We start from the raw sequence: 24,665 nt of genomic DNA, 5'->3' as shown, positions 1-24,665 counted from the left end.
CGCATGAGCGACATCCTTGCAGACAGCTTAGATGGCGTAGAACGCCGATCGCTGGCTGACTTCACCGAAAATGCCTACCTCAACTACTCCATGTACGTGATCATGGACCGTGCCTTGCCGCATATCGGCGACGGCCTGAAGCCCGTACAGCGGCGCATCATTTACGCCATGAGCGAGTTGGGGCTGGATGCCGACTCCAAGCACAAGAAATCGGCGCGTACCGTCGGTGACGTGCTCGGTAAATTCCATCCCCACGGCGACTCGGCGTGCTACGAAGCCATGGTGCTGATGGCCCAGCCGTTCAGCTACCGCTACACGCTGGTGGATGGCCAGGGCAACTGGGGTGCACCGGACGATCCCAAGTCCTTCGCTGCCATGCGATACACCGAGGCGCGGCTGTCGCGTTACTCCGAAGTGCTGCTCAGCGAGCTGGGCCAGGGCACCGCGGATTGGGGGCCGAATTTCGACGGCACGCTCGACGAGCCGCTGGTGTTGCCGGCACGCCTGCCGAACATCCTGCTCAATGGCACTACCGGCATCGCCGTGGGCATGGCCACCGACGTACCGCCACACAACCTGCGCGAAGTCGCCAGCGCCTGCGTGCGTTTGCTCGATGAGCCCAAGGCCACGGTCGAACAGCTCTGCGAGCACATCCAGGGGCCGGACTACCCGACCGAAGCGGAAATCATCACGCCGCGCGCCGATTTGCTGAAAATCTACGAAACCGGTCGCGGTTCGGTGCGCATGCGCGCCGTGTATCACATCGAAGACGGCGACATCATTGTCACCGCGCTGCCGCATCAGGTCTCCGGCGCCAAGGTGCTGGAACAGATCGCCGCGATGATGCAGGCCAAACCGTCCAAGGCCCCGCAAATCGCGGACCTGCGTGACGAATCGGACCACGAAAACCCGTGCCGGATCGTGATCATTCCGGGTGCACGCAAGAACTTTGACCACGATGCGCTGATGCAACACCTGTTCGCCAGCACGGAGCTGGAGTCGAGCTACCGGGTCAACGTCAACATCATCGGCCTGGACGGCAAGCCGCAACTGAAAAACCTGCGGGCCTTGCTGGTCGAGTGGCTGGAATTCCGCGTACAGACCGTGCGTCGCCGCCTGCAATTCCGCCTCGATAAAGTTGAGCGCCGCCTGCACCTGTTGGACGGTTTGCTGATTGCCTACCTCAACCTGGATGAAGTGATTCACATCATCCGCACCGAGGAGCACCCGCGGGCCAAGCTGATCGAGCGCTTCGCCCTGAGCGAAATCCAGGCCGATTACATCCTCGACACTCGGTTGCGTCAGTTGGCACGCCTGGAAGAGATGAAGCTGCGTGCCGAGCAAGACGAACTGCTCAAGGAACAAGCCAAGCTACAGGCCTTGCTCAGCAGTGAATCCAAGCTGAAGAAGCTGGTGCGCACCGAGTTGATCAAGGACGCCGAAACCTACGGCGACGACCGTCGCTCGCCAATCGTCGAGCGCGCTGAAGCCAAGGCCCTGACCGAGCACGATCTGCTGCCCAACGAGAAGGTCACCGTTGTGCTGTCCGAAAAAGGCTGGGTTCGCTCCGCCAAGGGCCATGAGATCGATGCCACGGGGCTTTCCTACAAGGCGGGGGATGGCTTCAAGGCCTTGGCGGCCGGGCGCTCCAACCAGTTTGCGGTGTTCATCGACTCCACCGGTCGCAGTTATTCGGTGGCGGCGCATACGCTGCCGTCGGCCCGTGGCCAGGGCGAACCGCTGACCGGTCGTCTGACGCCACCGCCGGGGGCGAGCTTCGAATGCGTGCTGATGCCGGAAGATGATGCGTTGTACGTCATCGCGTCCGACGCCGGTTACGGTTTCGTGGTCAAGGGTGATGACCTGCAGGCCAAGAATAAGGCGGGCAAGGCGCTGTTGAGCCTGCCGAACAATGCCAAGGTGATCCTGCCGCGTCCGGTGGCCGATCGTGAACAGAACTGGCTGGCTTCGGTGACCACCGAAGGTCGCTTGCTGATCTTCAAGATCAGCGATCTGCCACAATTAGGTAAGGGCAAAGGCAACAAGATCATCGGGATTTCCGGTGAGCGTGTGGCCAGTCGCGAAGAATATGTCACGGACATCGCCGTCATACCGGATGGCGCCACCTTGGTGCTTCAGGCCGGAAAACGTACCTTGTCACTGAAAGCGGACGACCTTGAGCACTACAAGGGTGAGCGTGGGCGTCGTGGTAACAAGTTGCCACGTGGCTTCCAGCGGGTAGATGCGCTGCTCGTCGAAAACCTCAATTAAGCGTCCTAGAGGCGTCGGTCCACGATTTAACGCGTAGATCGACGCTTTCGCGCTGGAGTCGGAACGCATATTCACGGATGATATGGCCTTTCAAGCGCCGGCGTGGCCGAGCGTTCTTCATATTTATTGAGTATTTTCACTGTGATCAGCCTTGTGGCGATCACCTGGATGGGACGATGACTGCTCTGCGCCTTCCTTTTATTTTGATGCTCGCTGGCGTTCTTGGCCTGGCGGGTTGCAGCGTTCACCAGCCGGTGTCGCTGTATCAACTGGACAGCGGAAGTCCGGTTCAGCCTGCGCAAAGCGCGGGCATGGCAGTATTGCTGGGCCCGGTAACCGTTGCTGACTACCTTCAGCGCGAAACCCTGTTGCAACGCCAGCCAGATGGCAGCCTGCAAGCCTCGGTCGACGGTCGTTGGGCCGGTAGCCTGTCTTCGGACATCGATCAGCTGTTGCTGCGACAGGTCGCCGGTCACCTGGACAGCCAGCGCGTGGTGTTGGCGCCGGCAACCGTTGGCTTCACACCGGATGTTCAAGTGCTGCTGACCATCACTCGTCTGGATTCGGGTGAAAAACAACCGGCGATCCTCGATGCGCAATGGCGCCTGATCGACCGCCGTGGTCAGGTGCGCGACAACCGCATCATTCATCTGCAGGAACAACACGCCGGCACCACGGCCGCTCAGGTTCAGGCTCAGGGTGTGCTGTTGCAGAAACTCGCCGAACAGCTGTCGGTGGCGCTCAAGCCGCTGGCCAATCAACCGCCAATCGCCGAAGCTCCTAAAAAGCCGGCAGCCAAGCCTGTGGCGCCTGCGGCGGAAGCGGAAAAGCAGCCGAAGATTCCGATGGCTGCACCGATTCGTACGGATATGGAAGTATTCCGCTTCTAAATCCACACCGGTTCAACACAAGGCCCGCATTGATGCGGGCCTTGTTGTTTCTGCAGACTGGAGACCCCTTGTGCCTGTCCCGGCCCCTTCGCGAGCAGGCTCGCTCCCACAGTGGGTTTTCAGTGATCACACCCTTTGTGGGCAGCCTGGATCAAATGTGGGAGCGAGCCTGCTCGCGAAGGCGACGTTACAGGCAATAAAAAGCCCGCAGACGATCACTCGTGTGCGGGCTTTTTCATTTCGAGGCTATCACGCCCGACGCTCATGCATCCGCGCCAGCTGCCGCTCCAGCATCGACGGATAAGGCTCCATCAAGCGCTCCACACAGCAAGCGCCTTCCGGGCTGGCAATTGGCCGGATGCGTGCACGTTGGCGGATCAGGGCATCGTCGCTGATCTTGCGCTCCACCAGCAGCAGGTTGCGGCTGTGCTGCGATAGGGCCAGGGCGTCCTGGGCGGGGTCGGTCAGCAGCAGGTCGATCTGGCTCAGGCCGAACAGCTCGTCGCCCAGGGTCAGGCCCAGCTGCAGTTGCAGGGTGATGCCGCTGTCGGCGACTTCGATCTGCAACTGATGGCCCAGCGCGCGCAACAGCTCACCGCAGCAAATGGCGTTGGTCAGGTAGTCGTCGCCGCTGTCTTCGGTGTGGAACAGCATTAGTGTGCTGCCATCGTTCAGGGTATGCAGTTCGCTCTGGTAGAGCGAGGCAGCCTGGTCAAGGCAGTCGCGGTAGCGTTTGAGCAGTTCTTCCAGGCGCGTACGAGGCAGGCGACGCAGTTGCTCCTGGGAGCCCAGCTGAACAGCCAGCACCGCGCTGTGCTGCGGCACGTTGGAAATCACGGGTTTGGCCAGTGGTTTCAAGGCACTGTCCGGCGAATCATCGAGCAGGTCGGCGAATGCATCTTCGTCATCGTCCTCGACGGTGTTGGCGGTGCGTCGTGGCGCAGCCTTCAGCGCGGTCATAGGACGGCTTTCATCAAAGCTCGGATCACGCAGGTTACGCACTTCGAAGCCCGGTTCGGCATCGTCATAATCGTTGTCGTCGAACTCGGGTTCCGGCATGGGCTCGGGTTCAGCCGGTTCCGGCGCGAAGTTGGCGTGCAGCTGGCGCGCCAGGTCGCCGATTTCGTCCTGGCGTTCGGTGGCCGGGGTGTGCTCGTCAATGTTGCGCAGCCATACCCGCAATTGCAGGAGTGGGGTGGAGAGGTGTCGGCCCAGGCGCAGGCTCAAGGCCAGGGACAAAGCCAGCAGGATGGCGCTCAAAATGCCCATGCTTTGCAGGCTGATGGTCATTGGCTGTTGGAACTGATCCATGTCCAGGCTGATGCGCAATTGTCCGGCGGTCACGTCCTGGAAGGTGATCTTGCTCTGATAAATGCCTTCGGCCTCGCCCAGCAGGCCGTGCTTGGGACGCTGGCCGGCCTCGGCAAGGATGCGGTTATCCATGCTATAGATGGCGGCGTGGGCCACCAGCTTGTTCTTGGTCAGGTTGTTGAGCAGCACGTTGAGGCTGAGGATGTCGTTGGACACCAACAGCTCGGTGGCCGAAGTGGCTGTCTGCGTGGTCAGGCTTTCACCCAGCGCATCCGCCTGCTCGTGCATGGCCTGCTTGAACTGCAAACCCATCACGCAGGCGTAGATCACCAGGGCCAGGGCGACCAGGATCACGTTATGGCTGGCAATACGCAATGCAATCGGTACACGGCGGTGGCGCAGTGCACGGAAGATCAGCAGAAAGAAGTTGTCGGTTTTTACTGGCGTGGGCCGGTTCACTTGAGCTCGGCTCTTTTGTCCGTGAAGTTGACGCGCAGTATAGCGACAGGCCCTAGACCGGCAAAGCGCTCACGGTGCCCGATGGTCACTGAATGTGGGTAGAATGCGGTTTTTTTCCACCTGCGGGGGTGCGCCTTGCGCGAAATCGTCCTGATAAACATCACGGGAGTCGACCGTCCGGGTCTGACTGCGGCCATTACCGGCGTTCTGGCCCAGGGTGGTGTGAACATTCTCGACATCGGTCAGGCGGTGATCCACGACACCCTGTCGTTCGGCATCCTGGTTGAAATTCCTGACACCGAACAAGGCAAGTCGGTCCTCAAGGACATCCTGTTCAAGGGCTATGAACTTGATCAACAGGTGCGTTTCACGCCGGTGTCCGAAGAGGATTACCAGCAGTGGGTCGGTAACCAGGGCAAAAAACGCCACATCGTGACGCTGTTGACCCGTAAAGTGACCGCCGGGCAATTGCAGGCCGTCAGTTCGATCACCGCCAAGTACGGCCTGAACATCGACCACATCGATCGCCTGTCCGGGCGCATGCCGCTGGATACCCCGGCCGACAAGGGCAAGGGTTGCATCGAGTTTTCCGTGCGCGGCGAAGCGGCCGATCCGCAAGCGTTGCGGGCCGAGTTCCTCAGCGTGGCCCAGGAGCTGAACGTCGATATCGCCTTCCAGGAAGATTCGCTGTTCCGCCGCAACCGCCGTCTGGCGGTGTTCGACATGGACTCGACCTTGATCGAAGCCGAAGTCATCGACGAACTGGCCAAGGCGGCCGGCGTGGGCGACAAAGTGTCGGAAATTACCGAGCGGGCAATGGCGGGTGAACTGGATTTCCGTGCCAGCTTCAAAGAGCGCCTGGCATTGCTCAAAGGCCTGGATGTCGGCGTGCTGGATTCGATCGGTGCCTCGCTACGCCTCACCGAAGGTGCTGAAACCCTGTTCGCCGAACTCAAGCGCCTGGGCTACAAGACGGCCATTCTGTCGGGCGGCTTCACCTACTTCGCCAAGCAATTGCAGGCCAAGCTGGGTATCGATTATGTGTTTGCCAACGAACTGGAAGTAGTCGACGGCAAGGTGACCGGCGTGGCGGTCGAGCCGATTGTCGATGCGCAGCGCAAGGCTGATCTGCTCAAAGAACTGGCGCACAAGGAAGGCTTGCGTCTGGAGCAGACCATTGCGGTCGGCGACGGCGCCAACGACCTGCCGATGCTGGCGATTGCCGGCCTGGGCGTGGCGTTCCGCGCCAAGCCACTGGTCAAGCAGTCGGCGAAGCAGGCGATTTCAACGCTGGGGCTCGATGGCGTGCTGTATCTGCTGGGCTTCCGCGATCGAGACGGACAGCTCTAACACGACAGGTAACAGCTGATCCCTGTGGGAGCGAGCCTGCTCGCGATGGCATCGCCGCGGTTTATCAGATAGACCGCGGTGCCTGCATCGCGAGCAGGCTCGCTCCCACAGGTGTTTCTGCGATCAGGCTTTTGGCAGACCCATTCCCTGACCCATCTGCACCGGCGAACCCGCCGCCAGCTCTTCAGCCCATTTCACCTGATCCGGCCCGAACAGCACGACAGCGGTCGAACCCAGCTTGAAGCGACCCAGTTCCGCGCCTTTTTCCAGGTGGATCGGCGCGCGGGCGGCTTCGTCGTAACGGAACGTTTTCAGCTCGCGCTTCGGCGGCGTAACCAGGCCGGCCCACACGGTTTCGATCGAAGCCACGATCATTGCACCCACCAGCACCACGGCCATCGGCCCGCGCTCGGTGTCGAAAATGCACGCCACACGCTCGTTGCGGGCGAACAGTTCCGGGACGTTTTCAGCGGTGGTCTGGTTGACCGAGAACAGGCGGCCCGGAATGTAGACCATCTCACGCAGGGTGCCGGCCAGCGGCATGTGCACACGATGGTAATCCTTCGGCGACAGGTAAATGGTGGCGAAATCACCGCCCATGAATGGCGCGGCGTTGGCTGCGTCGCCGCCCAGCAGTTCCAGCACGCTGAAACTGTGGCCCTTGGCCTGGAACACGCGACCGTGCTCGATCGGGCCAAGCTGGCTGACTGCGCCATCGGCCGGGCTGAGGATCGCCCCGGGTGTTTCGTCCAGTGGGCGGGCGCCGTCTTTCAACGCGCGGGTAAAGAAGGCGTTGAAATGCTCGTACGCGGTCAGGTCTTCGACCAGGGCCTCGGACATGTTCACCTGATAACGCTGGGCGAACCAGGCGGTGAAGGCGTTCTTGAACCAGCGCACGCGGCATTCGGCGATGCAGCCGGCCAGTCGCGAGAGCAGGTTGTGGGGTAGCAGGTACTGGCTGACGATAAACAGACGCTTGTTCATTAACTGTCCTTAAAAACCTTGATTCTCTACAGGGGTGTCAGGATGGTTGCCCCATTCGCCCCAGGAGCCGGCGTAGCCTTTGACCCGCGGATAACCGAGGGACTTGGCCACCAGATAGGTGAAGCCAGAGCGATGGTGAGTCTGGCAGTGGGTGATCACTTCTTTGTCTTTGCTGATCCCGAGTTGTTCGAGGATTTGCGGCATATCGGTGCGGATGCGCAGGTTGCGTGACCGATCCATGCCGGCAGTCCATTCGAAGTTCACGGCGCCGGGGATGTGTCCGCCCTTGGCGGCCAGGACTTTCTCGCCGGAGAACTCCAGCGGTCCGCGCGCGTCCCAGATCGCCAGGTCGGCAGCCCCCAGGCGGCTTTGCAGGTACTCACGGGTGGCGGTCGGCTCGTCGTGCAGGGTCAACGCAACCGGCCCACCAACGGCAGCCGGGATCTGGATCGACATGGGCATGCCTTCTGCCAGCCAGGCTGTCAGGCCGCCGTCAATATAGTGGTACTTGCTGTGGCCGATGACATCCAGAAGCCAGATAAAACGCCCGGCCCAACCACCGCCTTCATCGTCATAAACCACGTAGACCGCGTCGGGGTTGTGTCCCAGCTCACCGAACAAGGCTTCGAGTGCCGCTTGCGGCGGCATCAGTCCCGGTGCTGGCGCCTGACCGAGTTGCGTGCGTTTCGGGTCGACGAACCGTGCGCCGGGAATATGCCCTTCGGCGTAGCGGGCACTGCTGGTCAGGTCCACCAGGATCAGTTCGCGGGCGTCGAGGCGAGGGAGCAAGTCGCTCGGTTCGATCACCAGCGGCAAGCCAGAGAAGTCAGACATGTGAGGTCTCCAGGGCACAAAAGGGAGGATTGTAACGCAGCGTCATTTGCCGCGCTGACTAAAGCTGTGCAGCGCTTTTTCGATGCACTGTGCGGTTTTGCCGAAGGCTTGCACGGTGATCTCCGAAAACGGCCCGCCGCCCTGATCCGCCACGACAATCATGATCACCCGGCCATTGTTGACAAGCGAGCGCAGCAGCAGATGTTCGCCGCTGAACTGCGAACGCAGGCTATTGGGCAGCAGGGCGGAAAACTGCGCGTTGTTGTCCGGTGTCAGGCGCACCTGGGCCTGCTGCGCGAGCAAGCGCTGCAGCACGGTGCTCTGGCTGACGGCGAAATTCATGCCGGCAACTTCCTTCGGCAACCCGGCAGTCTGGTGAACCCGAAGATTGGCATGGGTGCGGTCGGCCATCAGGATCATCACCCGGCGCATACCGCTTGCGACCAAAGCGTCACGGGCGGAAGTGGTCAAGTGCATGGCGTTGGTAAAGCGACTCGGCTCGACCAGCAGTTCGGCACATTGTTTGCGCCACTTCACCAGGTCTTCGGCGGTGGGTGCCGGTGCTGGCAGCAGCCCGGCGTGGACACGTTTCGTGCCCAGCGGCCAGATCAGCGCAACGGCGGGGTGCCAGAGGTCGGGCATGGCGTGGTGGCGTGCACTATTGGCCGCCTGCTGATGCAATTGCTGTTGGACTTCGCCCATCGGCATTTGCAGGTAAAGGCTGGTCAGGTACTGCCACCGTTCACTGTGCGGGCTGTCCCAGGCCTGTTGTGCCGAGAGCGCCAGACCGTTGGCCAGCAGCACCGTGTTGGCCGGTTGATTGAGCCAGCGGCGCAGGGTCGGGTCGTCGTCGAGACGGTTCTGCTGGCGCAACGGATGCTCGTTGTCGCGGGCAATGCGCAGGACTTTCACCAGTTCCCGCTGCTCGGTGAGCAGCAGCCGATAGCCTTGCTGTACCCAGATCGGCAGGCGCCAGATATCTACGAGGGCCAGGCCGATTTCCAGCAGGCGCGTGCCAAACAGTTGCTTCTCGACTTTGCGCGCCGACTCGCGTTTGTGGATGACCCGCAGCTCCCATTCTTCGAGTAATTGCGGATGCGTCAGCGCCAATGGCCACAGTGGCGACAGAAACAGCAGGCTGCCCCAATGGATGTCCTGCCATAGTCGCGCCAGGCGGCTGGCAAAAAAACCGTTGGCCTGTTGTGTGGCGTGCAGGCTGATCATCTGCAGCTGACGCAGGGCTTTCGGAATCTCGGCCATGGGCTCTGCGGGCAAGCGCTCGAGCAGTTCTTCGGTGCGCTTGAGGCCGAGGCGATTGATCGCGACTTCAAGGTTTTCCGCAGGCTCGGTCATGCTGCCATGGGTGTGGCGATTGGCATGACGAATGACACTCAAGGCCAGGGCCGGGCTGCCCTGCATCAATTCGGCGATGTCGCGCAGCGAGCTGCGACTGTCGCGGATCGCCCGGCAGACAAGGTCGTGACTGTCTAGCGGAACCGGCAGGCGCACGCCATCGAGAAGCTTGACCCAGCCTTCGAGCGTGGTTGGTTTTGCAGGCGGGACGTTCGTTTCGTTAGCCATGTCTGGAGGCGATCATCGTCAACATTACCTGGGCCCGGAGTGGGTCAAATTGGCTTTTCGCCTGAACTGGCTATAGTCTGGCGCAGTTTTGCCGATAAGTAGAAGAAGAGATTTTTTAACTTCCGAATATGACCTTGAACCCGACTCAGTAAGTGCTCTCCTACCTATGGCTAAAATAATCGGCATCATCGTCGTATTCGCGAGCGTGCTCGGCGGATACGTGCTCTCCCACGGCAAAATCGCCGCCCTGATCCAGCCCTTCGAAGTGATGATTATCGGTGGTGCGGCCCTCGGTGCATTCCTCCAGGCCAACCCGGGTCACATGGCGATGCACGTTCTCAAGAAAGCCTTGGGAATGTTCAGTTCGCGTTTCACTCACGCTTTCTATCTGGAAGTGCTGGGGCTGATCTACGAGATCCTCAACAAGAGTCGCCGCGAAGGCATGATGGCGATTGAAGGCGATATCGAAGATCCCGCCGCGAGCCCGATCTTCGCCAAGTACCCTACGGTCCTCAAGGATGAGCGCATGACAGCGTTTGTCTGCGATTACCTGCGCATCATGTCTTCCGGCAACATGGCTCCCCACGAACTGGAAAACCTGTTCGACATGGAGCTCGCCAGCCTCAAGGAGGATCTGGATCATCCGTCCCACGCAGTGAACGGCATTGCCGACGCCATGCCGGGTTTCGGTATCGTCGCGGCGGTACTGGGTATCGTGGTGACCATGGCTTCGCTGGGTGAAAGTGACCAGAAAATGATTGGCCTGCACGTCGGTGCGGCACTGGTCGGTACCTTCTTCGGTATTCTCGCGGCCTACGGTTTCTTCGGTCCCCTGGCGCATGCCCTGGGTCACGATGCCAAGGAAGAGCTGAACGTCTACGAAGCCATCAAGGCCTCGCTGGTCGCTTCGGCTTCCGGCATGCCGCCATCGCTGGCAGTAGAGTTCGGGCGCAAGGTTCTGTACCCGGCGCACCGCCCTAGCTTCGCCGAGCTGGAACAAGCGGTTCGCGGCAGATAAGTCATGGAAAATAACCAGCCGATAATCATCAAGCGCGTCAAACGCTACGCCGGCGGGCATCACGGAGGCTCCTGGAAAATCGCCTTCGCCGACTTTGCCACGGCGATGATGGCGTTCTTCCTGGTGTTGTGGCTGTTGTCTACCGCTACACCGGAGCAGAAGCTTGCCATCGCCGGTTACTTCAAGGACCCGATCGGCTTCACTGAAAGCGGCACGCCCTACATCATTGACCTGGGTGGTACACCCGAGTTGGCACCGGAAAACACCCTCAATCCCGAGGTGAAGTCCCAGCCGCAGCCGGACAAAGTGACTGTCGACGCCGAACAGGTCGAAGGCATGGCCGAGATGGTGGAGAAGGAGCGCCTCGAGCTATTGCTGCAAGAATTGCAGAACAAGGTCGAAGAGAATCCGCAGCTGCAGAAGTTCAAAGACCAGATCATGTTCGAGATCACCACGGACGGGCTGCGCATCCAGATCGTGGATGCCGAGAACCGGCCGATGTTCGACTCCGGCAGTGCCCGCCTGAAGCCGTATTTCGAAGACATCCTGCTGGCCATGGCCGACACCATCAAGGCGGTGCCGAACAAGATCAGCATCAGCGGCCACACCGACGCCAAGCCGTACAGCGGCCAGGGTGATTTCGGTAACTGGGAGCTATCGGCCAACCGAGCCAACGCCGCTCGCCGCGCGCTGGTCGCGGGCAGCTATCCGGATCAGCAAGTGGCGCGGGTGGTCGGTTATGCCTCGTCGGCTTTGTTTGATCGCGAACATCCGTTCAACCCGGTCAACCGCCGTATCGACATCGTGGTGCTGACCAAGAAAGCCCAGCGTGCCATTGAAGGTTCACAAGGTGCGGAACCGGCTCCCGAGCCAACGCAAGGGCAAGGTGGTCCGGGCGAAGTACCAGCCGACCCGAACGCGTTGCCGGCGGATAAGGAGCCGTTGCCGGCTCACGAACTTCGCGAACGGCTGAACCTGTTCGATGATCCGGCACCGAAACCGGCTGAAGCGCCGAAGCAGTGACCCAAAAAAGCCGACAGCGATGTCGGCTTTTTTGCTTTGTTTGGAGGTCGCTTCATTTTCAGTACGAGCACGGTCCCTTGCAGGAGCAAGCTTGCTAGCGATGGTCGTCATCGATAACGAGTGCTATCTGAATCAACGCGGCGTACCTGCATCCATCGCCAGCAAGCTGGCTCCTACAGGTGTTGCGTCATGCCGTGCCGGTGCTTATGAGGGATTTGCGTTTGCTTGGTAGCTGTAGGAACGATCTGAAATTTCGCGCCTGGGTTCTCAGTCGCGCAAGCATCGGCCTATAGTTCCATCGTTGCTGCCAACGTGGCGACCGATCTTAGCCGGTCGAATACAGATGAAGCCTCTCGAACGCATCCGGAGTTTTTGACCATGGCTAAGTATTATCCGCTTCAAGGCAGCTTCAGTGTCGGCCCGACGCTGTACATCGACACCGAAGCCCGCGCTTCCGATCTCCTCGAAACTGCCGTCCATCGACTCAAAGCCGCGCGTAATCTGCTCAATAGCATCACCTGCCTGTGCGTCAAAGAAGCCGAAGGGCACGACCTGGAGCATTTCGCCAACGCCGCTCACATATTGATCCAGGATGGCTGTGATGCCTTGGATGTGCTGGGCTGGACGCTGGAAAAAACTGCACGCTGAAAATGAGAAAGCCGCGATATTCGCGGCTTTTTTGCGGGCTGTGTCTCGAAGAGCCCGTGTTCTGACGGGGGCACTGGCTGACTTCGACGAGCAGCATGGTCCGCATCTCTGCATCACTTGCAACCGCTACAAAGAATCTATACTGTCCCGTGAGTTTTGCGGCAAGACAGGATGTCTACTGCTTGAGCGCCCCATTTCATGTGATGCCATTCTAGGGAGGAGGGATCTATGACCACAGTTCAGAACCTTTACTCCGCCTTAGACAAACAGGGCATTTCGAAAAGAAAGCTCACTCTTCTGCTGCCTGACTGGTGGACAGATGAGGTCGAGGCGTCACCTTCAGGTGTGCAGCAAGCCAAGGTCTATTTGGCCAAAGCATTAAGTCTGCGTATGCGTCCTTTCAGTGAGACACCTCCGCGGATTGAGTTCGACCTACCAGCGGATAAGCGGTTCAAAAAGTCCGCCAAAACCTCTGAAGCAGATGTGAATCTTGCGGTCGCCTTGGCTCGCAGCGCCTCGCGCCTCGCGCTTTCTGCGCTAGACACTCAATTCGTTCCGCCTCCACCGGACGCACTGGCGATTCGCGAGCACTTGCTCTCGTCGGGTGCTCCTTGGGTAGGTTTGTCTACGTTGCTCGACTATTGTTGGAGCATTGGCATCCCGGTCATCCACTTGGCTACACCTTTGCTCGGCAGAAAAATGGATGGCATCGCCATGGCGATCAATGGCCGGCCATCGATTGTGCTTTCTAACAATCGAAAAAGCGGCTTCTTGCTTTTCCATTTGGCACATGAGCTCGGGCATATTGCCTTGGGTCATGTCGGTGCAAATGGAACGATTGTCGATGATGAAATCAAGGAAGGTGACGCGCTAGACAAAGATGCCGATGAGCTTGCCGCGGACCAGTTTGCGATTCAGTTATTGACCGGTAATGCTCATGGCAATTTAAAGCTTCAGCAGTTGGTCAAGGCGCCTGTGCTGGCGCGAATGGCGATGCAGTATGGAAAAGATCATCAAATCGATCCTACGCATATCGTTTTGAATTGCGCCCATAACAACAAGAGCATTTTTGCTCTGTGTGTTTCTGCCGCAAATTTCATCGCTGGAGAAAACACTGACCGGGCGATGGTTGCAGATTTTGTTTTCCGGCAGCTTCGAGAGAATCTCAAGAACGACAGTGAGCATTTACTGCGGAAACTTATCGCATAAATGATTCTCCTCACCGACAACGACATATTGGTAAAGCTAGCTCAGTGTGACTTGATTGAAGAAGCTTTATCAGTTTTCCAGTGCGGACTTGCTGATTGCTACGTTCTAGACAGTGCCAGGCACTCTCTCTACTTAAATGATGTGGAGAAGTGCGTATCCAGGCGCGTCGGTAGCTACCAATCCTATGATCGACTTTGCAATCTCGTCCAGTCTTGCCGTGTGCTTGGAGCTGCCGATGAAGATTTGGACTTCATGGAGGAGTTGCTTCAAATCGACAGTATCGACGATGGCGAGCTTTTACTGTTGATGCATGCTTTCTCTCTATTTCAAAATCAACAGCCCTACTCATTTACCACGGGTGACAAACGCGCACTCGTCGGTATCTTGATGTCGCAGTCAGATAGAGCAAAGCAGATACTTTTCCAGCGGGTGGAATGTGTCGAGTCAATCATTCTGAAAGCAATTCGAATATACGGTTTTACTCATATCAGCACGAAGCTCATGCAAGCTCAGGCTCATGTTGCGGTAGAAAAATATGACAAGGTTCTGAGAATGGCTTTCGGTGCCGGACGTGATGAACATCACTCCAATACCTGCCTTTCTCAATACCTCGCGCCCGTAGGTCAGTTCATCAAGCCCTGATTCATGCACAAGCTTGGCGGCCCTCCAGAGCGCCGTTAATACTCAGGGAGGGTTACTTGAGGTGTGTATTTGATCAAACATGACCCACAAAAAAGCCGCGAGATGATCGCAGCTTTTTTTGTGTCTGCGGGAAACTGCTAATCATTTTCGCGGCGTCACGAAAATGATCGAAGCTACTTAGTAATTGATCTCCGGCAAACTCGCGATGATCGAGCGATAGCTGTTCATCCGTTGTTGCTGCACACGGCCATCTTCCAGGGCCTTGAGCAGGGCGCAGCCCGGTTCCCGGTCGTGCTTGCAGTCGCGGAAGCGGCAGGTGCCGAGCAGGTCGTTGAACTCGATGAAGCCGGCTTCGACGTCGGCACGGCTGACGTGGCCCAGGCCGAATTCGCGAATACCCGGGGAGTCGATCAACTCGCCGCCGCCGGGGAAGTGGAACAGCCGCGCGGTAGTGGTGGTGTGAGTGCCCTGGCCGGACAGCTCGGACAATGGCCCGACACGGGTTTCGACTTCCGGCAGCAGGCTGTTGACCAGCGATGACTTGCCGACGCCGGACTGGCCGACGAACACACTGATGCGCCCGTCCAGTTGCTTCTGCAGTTGCTCCATGCCGTTGCCGTGATGGGCCGACACTTCGAGCACCGGATAACCCAGCGTGCGATAAACCGCCAGCAAGGCATTCAGCGCCGGGGCGTTATGCTCGTCGATCAGGTCGAACTTGTTCAGCAGCAGCAACGGCTTGATTCCCGCGTGCTCGGCGGCGACAAGGTAGCGGTCGATCAGGTTGGCGTGTGGCTCAGGCAATGGCGCGAAAACGATGACGATCATGTCGACGTTGGCTGCTACCGGCTTGAGTTGACCGCGGCTGTCCGGGCGGCACAGTTCGGTGTTACGCGGCAGTTGCGCGACGATCACGCCGATGCCCTGATTACCGGCACGCCAGACCACCTGGTCGCCGGTCACCAGCGCCGGCAGGTTGGCGCGCAGGTGGCAACGGAATACCTGGCCGGCCAACTCGCCATCACGGGCCTCGACCTCGACCTGCACGCCGAAGTGCGCGATCACCAGGCCGTGCTGTTCCGGACCCAGGTCGCCACCTTCGAGTGCTTCGACAGCCGAGGACTCGCGTTTGGCGGCGCGGGCAGCGCGTTCGCCCTGAATCTTTTCGATGCGCCAGTTTTGACGACGATTGAGTTGGCGTTTGGCCATGGGTGTTCCGTATCAAGAATGCAGCGATTAGGTAAAACGGCCGCGAGTTTAGCACGCCCGGCCACCGGCCTAGGCTAAACTGCGCAGCATTGCCTAGGAGCCGACACATGCAAAACCCGCAGAACCTGATCTGGATCGACCTGGAAATGACCGGTCTGAACCCGGATACCGACGTCATCATCGAGATGGCCACCATTGTCACCGACAGTGACCTGAACACCTTGGCCGAAGGCCCGGTGATCGCCATTCACCACAGCGACGAAGTCCTCGCCGGCATGGACGAGTGGAACACTCGCACCCACGGCAACTCGGGCCTGACCCAGCGTGTGCGCGAAAGCCGTATCAGCATGGCTGAAGCCGAAGCGCAAACCATTGCCTTCCTGGAGAAGTGGGTGCCGAAGGGCAAGTCGCCGATTTGCGGCAACAGCATCTGCCAGGACCGTCGCTTCCTTTATAACCACATGAAATCCCTGGAAAGCTATTTCCACTATCGCAACCTCGACGTTTCGACGCTCAAGGAGCTGGCCGGGCGCTGGGCGCCAGACGTACGGGACAGCTTCAAGAAGGGCAGCACCCACCTCGCCCTGGACGACATCCGCGAATCCATCGCCGAGTTGCAGCACTACCGCAAGCATTTCATCAAGTTCTAATAGCTAGGCGAGGGCTTTTGTGGCGAGGGGATTTATCCCCGTTGGGCTGCGAAGCGGCCCCAAAACCGGTGACCGCGGTGTATCAGGCATACCGCAGACGACTGCTGCGCAGCCGAACGGGGATAAATCCCCTCGCCACAGGTTCTCGGTGCTTGTTCTGCCCTCTTTTGGTGCTTGGGTGAAGTGAGTAGACTGCGCGCCTTTGTGCAAGGACCGCCACCATGTTGCTGATGCTTTACCTGATCGCCATTACCGCCGAAGCCATGACCGGCGCCTTGTCTGCGGGCCGTCGCGGCATGGATTGGTTTGGTGTGGTGCTGATCGCGTGCGTCACGGCATTGGGCGGCGGTTCGGTGCGCGACGTGCTGCTCGGCCACTACCCGCTGACCTGGGTCAAACACCCGGAATACCTGATATTGACGACCATCGCGGCGATGTTCACGGTGTTCACCGCCCGCTGGATGCGTCATCTGCGCTCGCTGTTTCTGGTCCTCGACGCTGTCGGTCTGGTGGCGTTCACTCTGATCGGCTGCATGACCGCCCTGGAAATGGGTCATGGCATGTTGGTCGCGTCGGTCAGTGGTGTGATTACCGGGGTTTTCGGCGGCATCCTGCGCGACATCTTCTGCAACGACATTCCACTGATCTTCCGTCGCGAACTCTATGCCAGCGTCTCGTTCGCGGCGGCATGGTGCTACATGCTGTGTCTCTGGCTGAACGTGCCGGGTGAGCAGGCGATACTGATCACGCTATTTGGCGGTTTTCTGCTGCGCTTGCTGGCGATCCGTTTTCATTGGGAAATGCCGAAGTTCATCTACAACGACGAGGCCTGACGGTCGGCATGTTGCTGCAACGCCCATTCGACATGTTCACGCACCATCTCGGATGGATAATCGCGCCGCGCTTTTAAAGCTTCCAGAACCGGAATCGTTGACGGTGCGTTGCCCAGCCCGACCGCCAGATTGCGCAACCAGCTTTCATAACCCGCCCGTCTGAGTGGCGAGCCTTCAGTGCTGCTCAGAAACCTGGCCTCGTCCCACATGAACAGCGCGGCCAGGTCGGCGTTGTCCAGGTTGTGCCGTGGCTTGAAATCGCTTTCGCCAGAAGGGCGGGCGAAGCGGTTCCACGGACAGACGATCTGGCAGTCATCGCAGCCGAACACCCGGTTGCCGATCAGCGGTCGCGAGTCCTCGGGGATCGCGCCCTTGAGTTCGATGGTCAGGTAGGAAATGCAGCGTCGGGCATCCAGCACATAGGGGCCGACGAAAGCGTTGGTCGGGCAGATGTCGAGGCAGGCGCTGCAGCGACCGCAATGTTCGGTGGCGTGGGGCGGGTCCACCGGCAGCGGCAAATCGACGAACAGTTCGGCGAGGAAGAAGTAACTCCCCGCTTTACGATTCAAGACCAGGGTGTTTTTGCCGATCCATCCCAGGCCGGCCTGTTCCGCGATGGCTTTTTCCAGCACCGGGGCGCTGTCGACGAACGCGCGGTAGCCGAACGGACCAATCACGGCCTGAATCTTTTCCGCCAGTTGTTGCACGCGTTTACGGATCAATTTGTGGTAATCGCGGCCCAAGGCATAGCGCGAGACGTAGGCTTTTTCCGGTTGGGCCAGCAATTGCGCCATTTTGGTGTCGCCCGACAGGTAATCCATGCGCAGCGAAACCACGCGCAGGGTGCCCGGTACCAGTTCATCCGGGTGCGAGCGTTTGCTGCCATGGGCGCCCATGTAGTCCATTTCACCGTGGTAGCCGGCGTCGAGCCAGCGCTGCAGGTGCTGCTCATGCTCCCCCAGGTCGAGGCCACTGATGCCGACTTGCTGGAAGCCCAGCTCGCGGCCCCAGTCCTTGATGGATTGGGCGAGGGCGGGCAGGTCTGTGGTAATAGCGGGCATGAGGCGAGAGAAACCGGAGCTGAGGTGCGTATAATTCTGCCAGACATCGGAGCCCGAAGACGCATGCCGCACACTAAAGATGATTTACCCGACGCGCTGTACAGCGCTGCGCAGGTCCGAGGGCTCGATGCGAGCCTGATCGCGGCCGGTACCCCGGGCTTCGAATTGATGCGGCGCGCGGCGCGGGCGACCTGGCGAGCGTTGGTCCGCCAGTGGCCGACGGCGAGTGAATTGACGGTGGTCGCCGGTCATGGCAATAACGCCGGTGACGGTTATCTGGTGGCCGTGCTGGCCAAGCGTGCCGGTTGGTCGGTTCGGGTACTGGCGGCGGGCGATGCGCAGCAGTTGCGCGGTGATGCGGCGGCGGCTCATGCCGAAGCGGTGTCCGAAAACGTCTTTATCGAAGCCTGGACGGCAAATTCCGAATTGCGCGGCCTCGTGCTGGATGCCTTGCTGGGCACTGGCCTGACCGGTGACGTGCGTGAGCCGTACGCCAGTGTCATCGCCTCGATCAATGCCAGCGAGCTGCCAGTGGCGGCGGTCGATATCCCTTCCGGCCTCTGCGCCGATACCGGTCGTACCCTCGGCTGCGCAGCGCGAGCCGATCTGACAGTCACGTTTATCGGCTTGAAACTGGGGTTGTTCACCGGTGATGCGGCGGACGTGGTGGGCGAACTGGTTTTTAACGACTTGCATGCCGATCCGCAGCTGCTTGAGCGCGCGCCCACCAGTGCCCGTCGCCTGATGCCCGGTAATCTGCCGCAACTGGCCAGTCGCGCGCCCACCTCCCATAAGGGCAAATTGGGTCATGTGCTGCTGATCGGTGGCGATCGCGGTCTGGGCGGGGCGATCCTGCTCAGTGCGCAAAGTGCGCTACGCAGTGGTGCCGGCATGGTGTCGGTGGCGACCCGCAGCGAACATGTGCCCGCCGCTTTGGCCCGAATCCCCGAGGTGATGGTGTTGGGTACTTCGTCGGCCAATCAGTTGATGGAATTGCTGCAAAAGGTTTCCGTGTTGGTCGTCGGTCCCGGATTGGGTCAGGCTGCCTGGGGGCACAGTTTGTTGTCCGCCGCCGCCAATGCACCACTGCCGCAAGTCTGGGACGCCGATGCGCTGAACATGCTGGCGCAGGAACGTGTGAACTTGCCCAAGGATTGTGTGATCACGCCGCATCCGGGCGAAGCGGCGCGGTTGCTGGGCATGAGTACTGCTGAGGTTCAGGCTGATCGCCCTGCGGCGGTGCGTGCCTTGAGCAAAAAATATACAGCGGTCGTGGTGCTCAAGGGGGCCGGCAGCCTGATCGCCAGTCCCGACGGGCGGTTGACGGTGTGTCATCAGGGCCATCCGGCGATGGCCACCGCCGGTTTGGGCGATGTGCTGGCCGGTCTGGTCGGCGCCCTGCTGGCCCAGGGCATGGATGCGTTCGACGCCGCCTGCCTTGCCGTCTGGCTGCACGCCAATGCCGGTGAACAGCAAGGTAAATTGGGCCGCGGGCTGGCGGCCAGTGATCTGATTCCAGCCATTCGTCAGTTGTTGGAGGAGCAAGCACCGTGTCTGAAGTAACCCTGTACCTGGCTGATGAAGAGGCGATGACCGCGTTTGGCGCACGCATCGCCCAAACCACTAAAGGGCACGGCCTGATCTTTCTCGAAGGCAACCTGGGGATGGGCAAAACCACGTTGTCCCGGGGCATCATCCGGGGGCTGGGGCACGTCGGGGCGGTAAAGAGCCCGACCTTCACCCTGGTCGAGCCCTACGAGATTGGCGATATCCGCGCCTTCCACTTTGACCTGTATCGCCTGGTCGATCCGGAAGAGCTGGAATTCCTCGGTATCCGCGACTATTTCGAAGACGACGCTTTGTGTCTGATCGAATGGCCCGATAAAGGTGCAGGCTTTTTGCCAAAGCCCGACCTGACCATTACCATTAGCCCGCAAGACAGCGGGCGTTCGCTGAAAATTTTGTCCCAGGGCTCGCGTGGCGAGTCGTGGTGTGCCGCTTTGGCATTGGAATCCAAATAAATGATGGGGTTAGGTATGCGCTTTCGCGCGTTGGTTGCTGCCGTAGGGGTATTGTTTTTGGCGGTGACCGTCGACGCTGTGGCCGAGACGAAGGTCAACAGTGTTCGCCTGTGGCGGGCGCCGGACAACACACGGCTGGTGTTTGACCTGACCGGCCCTGTGCAGCACAGCGTCTTTACCCTGACGGCCCCCGATCGTCTGGTCATCGACATCAATGGCGCGTCCTTGGGTGCGCCGCTGAACGTCAACAGCGCCAATACCCCGATCACCGCCATGCGCTCGGCCCAACGCACGCCGACTGACTTGCGGGTGGTCATCGACCTGAAAAAGGCCGTCACCCCGAAAAGCTTCTCCCTGGCCCCCAACGCCCAGTACGGCAACCGACTGGTGGTCGATCTGTTCGATAACCCGGCCGATGCCGCGCCGCCGCCTGCGCCGACGCCGTCGGTGGCCACGGTGCCAGCCGTACCGGTCACGCCAACGGAGCCTGCTATCAAACTGCCTCCGGCCCCGGCGGGTAAACGCGACATCATTGTGGTGATCGATGCCGGTCACGGTGGCGAAGACCCGGGCGCCTCCGGCTCGCGCGGTCAGCGCGAAAAAGACGTGGTGCTGCAGATTGCCCGCGAATTGCAGCGTCAGGTCAACGGCATCAAAGGTTTCCGTGCCGAGTTGACCCGCACCGGCGACTACTTCATTCCGTTGCGCGGGCGTACCGAAATCGCCCGCAAGAAGGGCGCCGACCTGTTCGTCTCGATCCACGCCGACGCCGCGCCTTCGACCGCCGCGTTCGGTGCTTCCGTGTTCGCCCTGTCTGATCGCGGTGCCACCTCGGAGACCGCGCGCTGGCTGGCCGACAGTGAAAACCGTTCCGACCTGATCGGTGGTGCCGGTAACGTCAGTCTCGACGACAAGGACCGCATGCTCGCCGGCGTGCTGCTCGATCTGTCGATGACCGCGTCCCTGACCTCCAGTCTGAACGTCGGTCAGAAAGTATTGAGCAACATTGGCCGGGTCACGCCGCTGCACAAGCAGCGGGTTGAACAGGCCGGGTTCATGGTGCTGAAGTCGCCGGATATTCCATCGATCCTGGTGGAAACCGGATTCATCTCCAACGCCAACGAAGCCTCGAAACTTGCCGCGTCGAGCCACCAGCAGGCGCTGGCCCGCTCGATCAGCAGCGGTGTGCGTCAATTCTTCCAGCAAAATCCGCCACCGGGCACTTACATCGCCTGGCTGCGTGATTCCGGGAAAATCGCCCAAGGCCCGCGTGACCACCGGGTAAATCCGGGCGAGACGCTGGCGATGATCGCCGTGCGTTATCAGGTGTCGCCGGCCGCGCTGCGTAGCGCCAACAACCTGGCGAGTGACGAACTCAAGGTCGGTCAGCACTTGACCATACCTGGCACTGAATTGGCGGCCAAAGAATGAACCAGGTGCTGACCAACGCTGCCCGCATCGAGCTGCTTAGTCCTCGGCTGGCAAACCAGATTGCCGCCGGCGAGGTGGTAGAACGCCCGGCTTCGGTGATCAAGGAATTGCTGGAAAACAGCCTCGACTCCGGCGCCAAACGCATCGATGTCGATGTGGAGCAGGGCGGCGTCAAGTTGCTGCGGGTGCGCGACGATGGCAGCGGCATTTCCGCCGATGACCTGCCGCTGGCCCTGGCGCGACACGCCACCAGTAAAATCCGCAATCTCGAAGACCTGGAACAGGTCATGAGCCTGGGCTTTCGCGGTGAGGCACTGGCTTCGATCAGTTCCGTGGCGCGCCTGACCCTGACGTCCCGCACCCGCGATGCCGATCAGGCCTGGCAGGTCGAGACCGAAGGCCGTGACATGGCGCCCCGCGTACAGCCGGCAGCACATCCGGTAGGCACCTCTGTCGAAGTTCGCGACCTGTTCTTCAACACACCGGCGCGACGCAAGTTTCTCAAGACTGAAAAAACCGAATTCGATCATCTGCAAGAAGTGATCAAGCGCCTGGCCCTGGCGCGTTTCGACGTGGCGTTCCATCTGCGCCACAACGGCAAGACCATCCTCAGCCTGCACGAAGCCCACGATGATGCGGCCCGTGCCCGGCGAGTCGCGGCGATTTGCGGTCCCGGTTTCCTGGAGCAGGCGCTGCCGATCGAGATCGAACGCAACGGGCTGCACCTGTGGGGTTGGGTCGGATTGCCGACGTTCAACCGCAGCCAGGCGGATTTGCAGTATTTCTTCGTCAACGGCCGTGCGGTGCGCGACAAGCTGGTGGCCCACGCGGTGCGCCAGGCTTATCGCGATGTACTGTTCAATGGCCGACACCCGACGTTTGTGCTGTTTTTCGAAGTCGATCCGGCGGGCGTTGACGTCAACGTACACCCGACCAAACACGAAGTTCGTTTCCGTGACGGGCGCATGGTCCACGATTTCCTCTATGGCACCTTGCACCGCGCCTTGGGTGATGTGCGGCCGGAAGACCAGTTGGCGGCGCCGGTTGCGACAGCGATTGTCCGGCCTACCGGACTGGATGCCGGTGAGTTCGGTCCGCAGGGTGAAATGCGTCTGGCGGCCAATGCGTTGCTGGAGCAGCCTCAAGCGCAACCGTCGTTCAATGCGCCAGCCGGATCGGGTTCAGGGGCCGGCTACCAGTATCAATACACGCCGCGTCCTCAGTCCGCTGTGCCTGCCGCCGAAGCCCAGGCCGCCTATCGCGAGTTCTTCGCGCCGCTGCCCGAGGTCAATGCGGTCGCATTGCCAGCCGGGCAGGGTGACATCCCGCCGCTGGGTTATGCGCTGGCGCAGCTCAAGGGTATCTACATTCTTTCGGAAAACGCCCAGGGGCTGGTGCTGGTGGACATGCACGCCGCACATGAGCGGATCATGTACGAACGCCTGAAAGTCGCCATGGCCAGCGAAGGCTTGAGTGGTCAGCCACTGCTGGTGCCAGAATCCCTGGCGGTCAGCCAGCGTGAAGCCGATTGCGCTGAAGAGCACGTCGCCTGGTTCCAGCGACTGGGCTTCGAATTACAGCGCCTGGGTCCGGAAACCCTGGCCATCCGGCAGATTCCGGCACTGCTCAAACAGGCCGAAGCCAATCGGCTGGTCGGCGATGTGCTGGCCGACCTGATGGAGTACGGCACCAGCGACCGGATTCAGGCACACCTGAACGAACTGCTCGGCACCATGGCCTGTCACGGCGCGATCCGGGCCAACCGGCGCCTGGCCTTGCCGGAAATGAACGGTCTGCTGCGTGACATGGAAAACACCGAGCGCAGCGGGCAATGCAACCATGGCCGACCGACCTGGACCCAACTGGGCCTGGACGATCTGGACAAACTGTTTTTGCGCGGTCGTTGATGAGCCAGCTCCCACCTGCCATTTTCCTGATGGGACCGACCGCCGCCGGCAAGACCGACCTGGCCATCGAACTCACCAAGGTCCTGCCCTGCGAACTGATCAGCGTTGATTCGGCACTGGTCTACCGTGGCATGGACATCGGCACCGCCAAGCCGTCGAAGGAGCTTCTGGCGCAGTTTCCGCACCGTTTGATCGACATTCTCGATCCGGCCGAGAGCTATTCGGCCGCGGATTTTCGTCGTGACGCCCTTGAAGCCATGGCCGATATCACCTCGCGCGGAAAAATTCCGCTGCTGGTAGGCGGTACAATGCTCTACTACAAGGCTTTGCTCGAAGGCCTGGCCGATATGCCGGCTGCCGATCCGGACGTGCGCGCGCAAATCGAGGAAGAGGCTGCACGCCTTGGCTGGCAAGCCTTGCACGAACAATTGGCGGTGATCGATCCGGTTTCCGCGGCGCGCATTCATCCGAACGATCCGCAGCGGCTCAGTCGAGCACTGGAAGTTTATCGCGTCAGCGGTCAGAGCATGACCGCGCTACGCCTGCAACAATCTGCGCAAAGTACTGAAGCAGCCGCTTCGGGACGGCAACAATTGCCCTATACTGTCGCGAACTTGGCGATTGCTCCGGCAAATCGTCAGGTACTGCATGAGCGAATTAAACAAAGATTCACTTTAATGTTGGAACAGGGATTCATCGACGAGGTCGTAGCCCTGCGTAAGCGAAGTGACCTGCATGCCGGGTTGCCGTCTATACGTGCGGTAGGCTACCGACAAGTCTGGGACTACCTGGATGGCAAGCTGACGTCAGCCGAGATGCAGGAGCGTGGAATCATCGCCACGCGCCAATTGGCAAAGCGCCAGTTCACCTGGCTGCGCAGTTGGGCTGATTTACACTGGCTGGACAGCCTGGATTGCGACAATCTGCCGCGCGCCTTGAAATACCTGGGGACCATCTCCATATTGAGCTGAGTCCTTGCAATTGCCGTCTATCCTTGGGGGTGTGACGGCCACAAGCCATCTGTTTACCTATTTTTTTTATATTGAATCCTTAAAGGAGTGCGGCACATGTCAAAAGGGCATTCGCTACAAGACCCTTACTTGAATACTTTACGTAAAGAGAAAGTTGGGGTGTCCATCTACCTGGTCAACGGTATCAAGCTGCAAGGCACGATCGAGTCTTTCGACCAGTTCGTTATCCTGCTGAAAAACACCGTCAGCCAAATGGTCTACAAACACGCTATCTCTACAGTAGTGCCGGTTCGTCCAATTCGTCTGCCTAGCGCAACCGAATCCGAAGCAGGTGATGCTGAGCCAGGTAACGCCTGATAGGA

Annotated in this window: 22 protein-coding genes; 16 read left to right on the top strand and 6 right to left on the bottom strand. The window is 60.0% G+C overall.

Annotated elements, in window-relative coordinates:
• The first annotated feature begins 3 nt into the window (after positions 1 to 3).
• On the top strand, positions 4 to 2,271 hold the full coding sequence (gene parC / locus CKW21_RS00925) for a DNA topoisomerase IV subunit A (protein ID WP_095192152.1): 2,268 nt from the start codon (positions 4 to 6) through the stop codon (positions 2,269 to 2,271).
• 176 nt (positions 2,272 to 2,447) lie between these two features.
• Complete coding sequence (locus CKW21_RS00920; protein ID WP_095192151.1) at positions 2,448 to 3,161, top strand: membrane integrity-associated transporter subunit PqiC; 714 nt, start codon at positions 2,448 to 2,450, stop codon at positions 3,159 to 3,161.
• Positions 3,162 to 3,410: 249 nt separating this feature from the next.
• On the opposite strand, the gene CKW21_RS00915 is transcribed toward CKW21_RS00920, so the two are convergent.
• A complete protein-coding gene (locus CKW21_RS00915; protein WP_095192150.1) occupies positions 3,411 to 4,931 on the bottom strand; it encodes an AhpA/YtjB family protein in 1,521 nt (506 codons plus the stop codon).
• A 135-nt stretch (positions 4,932 to 5,066) separates the two neighbouring features.
• Between CKW21_RS00915 and serB the strand changes: the two genes are divergently transcribed.
• A complete protein-coding gene (gene serB / locus CKW21_RS00910; RefSeq protein ID WP_095192149.1) occupies positions 5,067 to 6,281 on the top strand; it encodes a phosphoserine phosphatase SerB in 1,215 nt (404 codons plus the stop codon).
• Between the two features lie 123 nt (positions 6,282 to 6,404).
• Here serB and asd read toward each other — a convergent pair whose 3' ends face one another.
• Genes asd through CKW21_RS00895 form a run of 3 tightly spaced genes read right to left on the bottom strand, consistent with a single transcriptional unit; the run spans position 6,405 to position 9,680 of the window.
• Positions 6,405 to 7,265, bottom strand: a complete 861-nt coding sequence (gene asd / locus CKW21_RS00905; protein ID WP_095192148.1) for an archaetidylserine decarboxylase — start codon at positions 7,263 to 7,265, stop codon at positions 6,405 to 6,407.
• A gap of 9 nt (positions 7,266 to 7,274) precedes the next feature.
• Positions 7,275 to 8,099 carry a rhodanese-like domain-containing protein gene (locus CKW21_RS00900; RefSeq protein ID WP_095192147.1) on the bottom strand — a complete coding sequence of 275 codons (825 nt, stop codon included), beginning with the start codon at positions 8,097 to 8,099 and terminating at the stop codon, positions 7,275 to 7,277.
• Positions 8,100 to 8,141: 42 nt separating this feature from the next.
• Positions 8,142 to 9,680, bottom strand: a complete 1,539-nt coding sequence (locus CKW21_RS00895) for an HDOD domain-containing protein (protein ID WP_095192146.1) — start codon at positions 9,678 to 9,680, stop codon at positions 8,142 to 8,144.
• 166 nt (positions 9,681 to 9,846) lie between these two features.
• Here CKW21_RS00895 and motA point away from each other — a divergent pair, with 166 nt between their 5' ends.
• The 5 genes from motA to CKW21_RS00870 all read left to right on the top strand — a co-directional run bounded on the left by motA (position 9,847) and on the right by CKW21_RS00870 (position 14,220).
• Entirely contained in the window at positions 9,847 to 10,698 is an 852-nt protein-coding gene (gene motA, locus CKW21_RS00890) for a flagellar motor stator protein MotA (protein WP_095192145.1), read from the top strand.
• Positions 10,699 to 10,701: 3 nt separating this feature from the next.
• The gene (motB, locus tag CKW21_RS00885) at positions 10,702 to 11,721 is read left to right on the top strand and encodes a flagellar motor protein MotB (RefSeq protein WP_095192144.1); all 1,020 of its coding nucleotides are present in this window, start codon (positions 10,702 to 10,704) and stop codon (positions 11,719 to 11,721) included.
• A gap of 378 nt (positions 11,722 to 12,099) precedes the next feature.
• On the top strand, positions 12,100 to 12,369 hold the full coding sequence (locus tag CKW21_RS00880) for a hypothetical protein (protein ID WP_095192143.1): 270 nt from the start codon (positions 12,100 to 12,102) through the stop codon (positions 12,367 to 12,369).
• Between the two features lie 228 nt (positions 12,370 to 12,597).
• Positions 12,598 to 13,578, top strand: coding sequence for an ImmA/IrrE family metallo-endopeptidase (locus tag CKW21_RS00875; RefSeq protein ID WP_095192142.1), 981 nt, complete (start codon positions 12,598 to 12,600; stop codon positions 13,576 to 13,578).
• Positions 13,579 to 14,220, top strand: coding sequence for a hypothetical protein (locus CKW21_RS00870; RefSeq protein ID WP_095192141.1), 642 nt, complete (start codon positions 13,579 to 13,581; stop codon positions 14,218 to 14,220).
• 177 nt (positions 14,221 to 14,397) lie between these two features.
• Here CKW21_RS00870 and rsgA read toward each other — a convergent pair whose 3' ends face one another.
• Entirely contained in the window at positions 14,398 to 15,429 is a 1,032-nt protein-coding gene (gene rsgA / locus CKW21_RS00865) for a small ribosomal subunit biogenesis GTPase RsgA (RefSeq protein WP_095192140.1), read from the bottom strand.
• 107 nt (positions 15,430 to 15,536) lie between these two features.
• Between rsgA and orn the strand changes: the two genes are divergently transcribed.
• Both orn and CKW21_RS00855 read left to right on the top strand, forming a co-directional pair.
• Positions 15,537 to 16,079 (top strand): oligoribonuclease, encoded by a 543-nt coding sequence (gene orn / locus CKW21_RS00860; protein WP_095192139.1) that lies wholly within the window; start codon positions 15,537 to 15,539, stop codon positions 16,077 to 16,079.
• A gap of 221 nt (positions 16,080 to 16,300) precedes the next feature.
• Positions 16,301 to 16,912, top strand: a complete 612-nt coding sequence (locus CKW21_RS00855) for a trimeric intracellular cation channel family protein (RefSeq protein WP_095192138.1) — start codon at positions 16,301 to 16,303, stop codon at positions 16,910 to 16,912.
• Here CKW21_RS00855 and queG read toward each other — a convergent pair.
• Positions 16,894 to 17,973 (bottom strand): tRNA epoxyqueuosine(34) reductase QueG, encoded by a 1,080-nt coding sequence (queG, locus tag CKW21_RS00850; RefSeq protein WP_095192137.1) that lies wholly within the window; start codon positions 17,971 to 17,973, stop codon positions 16,894 to 16,896. The genes CKW21_RS00855 and queG overlap by 19 nt on opposite strands.
• Positions 17,974 to 18,036: 63 nt before the next feature.
• Between queG and CKW21_RS00845 the strand changes: the two genes are divergently transcribed.
• From CKW21_RS00845 to hfq, 6 genes are all read left to right on the top strand, one after another.
• Positions 18,037 to 19,536, top strand: coding sequence for an NAD(P)H-hydrate dehydratase (locus CKW21_RS00845; protein ID WP_095192136.1), 1,500 nt, complete (start codon positions 18,037 to 18,039; stop codon positions 19,534 to 19,536).
• The gene (gene tsaE, locus CKW21_RS00840; protein WP_095192135.1) at positions 19,524 to 19,994 is read left to right on the top strand and encodes a tRNA (adenosine(37)-N6)-threonylcarbamoyltransferase complex ATPase subunit type 1 TsaE; all 471 of its coding nucleotides are present in this window, start codon (positions 19,524 to 19,526) and stop codon (positions 19,992 to 19,994) included. The genes CKW21_RS00845 and tsaE overlap by 13 nt, the downstream gene beginning before the upstream one ends.
• A complete protein-coding gene (locus tag CKW21_RS00835; RefSeq protein WP_095192134.1) occupies positions 19,995 to 21,425 on the top strand; it encodes an N-acetylmuramoyl-L-alanine amidase in 1,431 nt (476 codons plus the stop codon).
• 8 nt (positions 21,426 to 21,433) lie between these two features.
• A complete protein-coding gene (gene mutL / locus CKW21_RS00830) occupies positions 21,434 to 23,332 on the top strand; it encodes a DNA mismatch repair endonuclease MutL (protein ID WP_170948608.1) in 1,899 nt (632 codons plus the stop codon).
• A complete protein-coding gene (gene miaA / locus CKW21_RS00825; RefSeq protein WP_095192132.1) occupies positions 23,332 to 24,303 on the top strand; it encodes a tRNA (adenosine(37)-N6)-dimethylallyltransferase MiaA in 972 nt (323 codons plus the stop codon). Before mutL ends, miaA begins: the two co-directional genes overlap by 1 nt.
• A 96-nt stretch (positions 24,304 to 24,399) precedes the next feature.
• Complete coding sequence (hfq, locus tag CKW21_RS00820) at positions 24,400 to 24,660, top strand: RNA chaperone Hfq (protein WP_007902656.1); 261 nt, start codon at positions 24,400 to 24,402, stop codon at positions 24,658 to 24,660.
• The last annotated feature ends 5 nt before the right edge of the window (positions 24,661 to 24,665 follow it).

This window comes from Pseudomonas sp. Irchel 3A7 (assembly GCF_900187565.1).
Taxonomy (GTDB): Bacteria; Pseudomonadota; Gammaproteobacteria; order Pseudomonadales; family Pseudomonadaceae; genus Aquipseudomonas.
The sequence above is the reverse complement of the archived record's forward strand: the minus strand, read 5'-3'. Positions and strand labels throughout refer to the sequence as shown.

Coding starts and splice junctions, on each gene's coding strand:
- CKW21_RS00870 (WP_095192141.1), top strand. CDS start 13,579: ATGATTCTCCTCACCGACAACGACATATTGGTAAAGCTAGCTCAGTGT.
- parC (WP_095192152.1), top strand. CDS start 4: ATGAGCGACATCCTTGCAGACAGCTTAGATGGCGTAGAACGCCGATCG.
- CKW21_RS00875 (WP_095192142.1), top strand. CDS start 12,598: ATGACCACAGTTCAGAACCTTTACTCCGCCTTAGACAAACAGGGCATT.
- CKW21_RS00880 (WP_095192143.1), top strand. CDS start 12,100: ATGGCTAAGTATTATCCGCTTCAAGGCAGCTTCAGTGTCGGCCCGACG.
- motA (WP_095192145.1), top strand. CDS start 9,847: ATGGCTAAAATAATCGGCATCATCGTCGTATTCGCGAGCGTGCTCGGC.
- orn (WP_095192139.1), top strand. CDS start 15,537: ATGCAAAACCCGCAGAACCTGATCTGGATCGACCTGGAAATGACCGGT.
- CKW21_RS00920 (WP_095192151.1), top strand. CDS start 2,448: ATGACTGCTCTGCGCCTTCCTTTTATTTTGATGCTCGCTGGCGTTCTT.
- miaA (WP_095192132.1), top strand. CDS start 23,332: ATGAGCCAGCTCCCACCTGCCATTTTCCTGATGGGACCGACCGCCGCC.
- hfq (WP_007902656.1), top strand. CDS start 24,400: ATGTCAAAAGGGCATTCGCTACAAGACCCTTACTTGAATACTTTACGT.
- asd (WP_095192148.1), bottom strand. CDS start 7,265: ATGAACAAGCGTCTGTTTATCGTCAGCCAGTACCTGCTACCCCACAAC.
- CKW21_RS00855 (WP_095192138.1), top strand. CDS start 16,301: ATGTTGCTGATGCTTTACCTGATCGCCATTACCGCCGAAGCCATGACC.
- CKW21_RS00835 (WP_095192134.1), top strand. CDS start 19,995: ATGATGGGGTTAGGTATGCGCTTTCGCGCGTTGGTTGCTGCCGTAGGG.
- CKW21_RS00845 (WP_095192136.1), top strand. CDS start 18,037: ATGCCGCACACTAAAGATGATTTACCCGACGCGCTGTACAGCGCTGCG.
- queG (WP_095192137.1), bottom strand. CDS start 17,973: ATGCCCGCTATTACCACAGACCTGCCCGCCCTCGCCCAATCCATCAAG.
- motB (WP_095192144.1), top strand. CDS start 10,702: ATGGAAAATAACCAGCCGATAATCATCAAGCGCGTCAAACGCTACGCC.
- CKW21_RS00900 (WP_095192147.1), bottom strand. CDS start 8,099: ATGTCTGACTTCTCTGGCTTGCCGCTGGTGATCGAACCGAGCGACTTG.
- rsgA (WP_095192140.1), bottom strand. CDS start 15,429: ATGGCCAAACGCCAACTCAATCGTCGTCAAAACTGGCGCATCGAAAAG.
- CKW21_RS00895 (WP_095192146.1), bottom strand. CDS start 9,680: ATGGCTAACGAAACGAACGTCCCGCCTGCAAAACCAACCACGCTCGAA.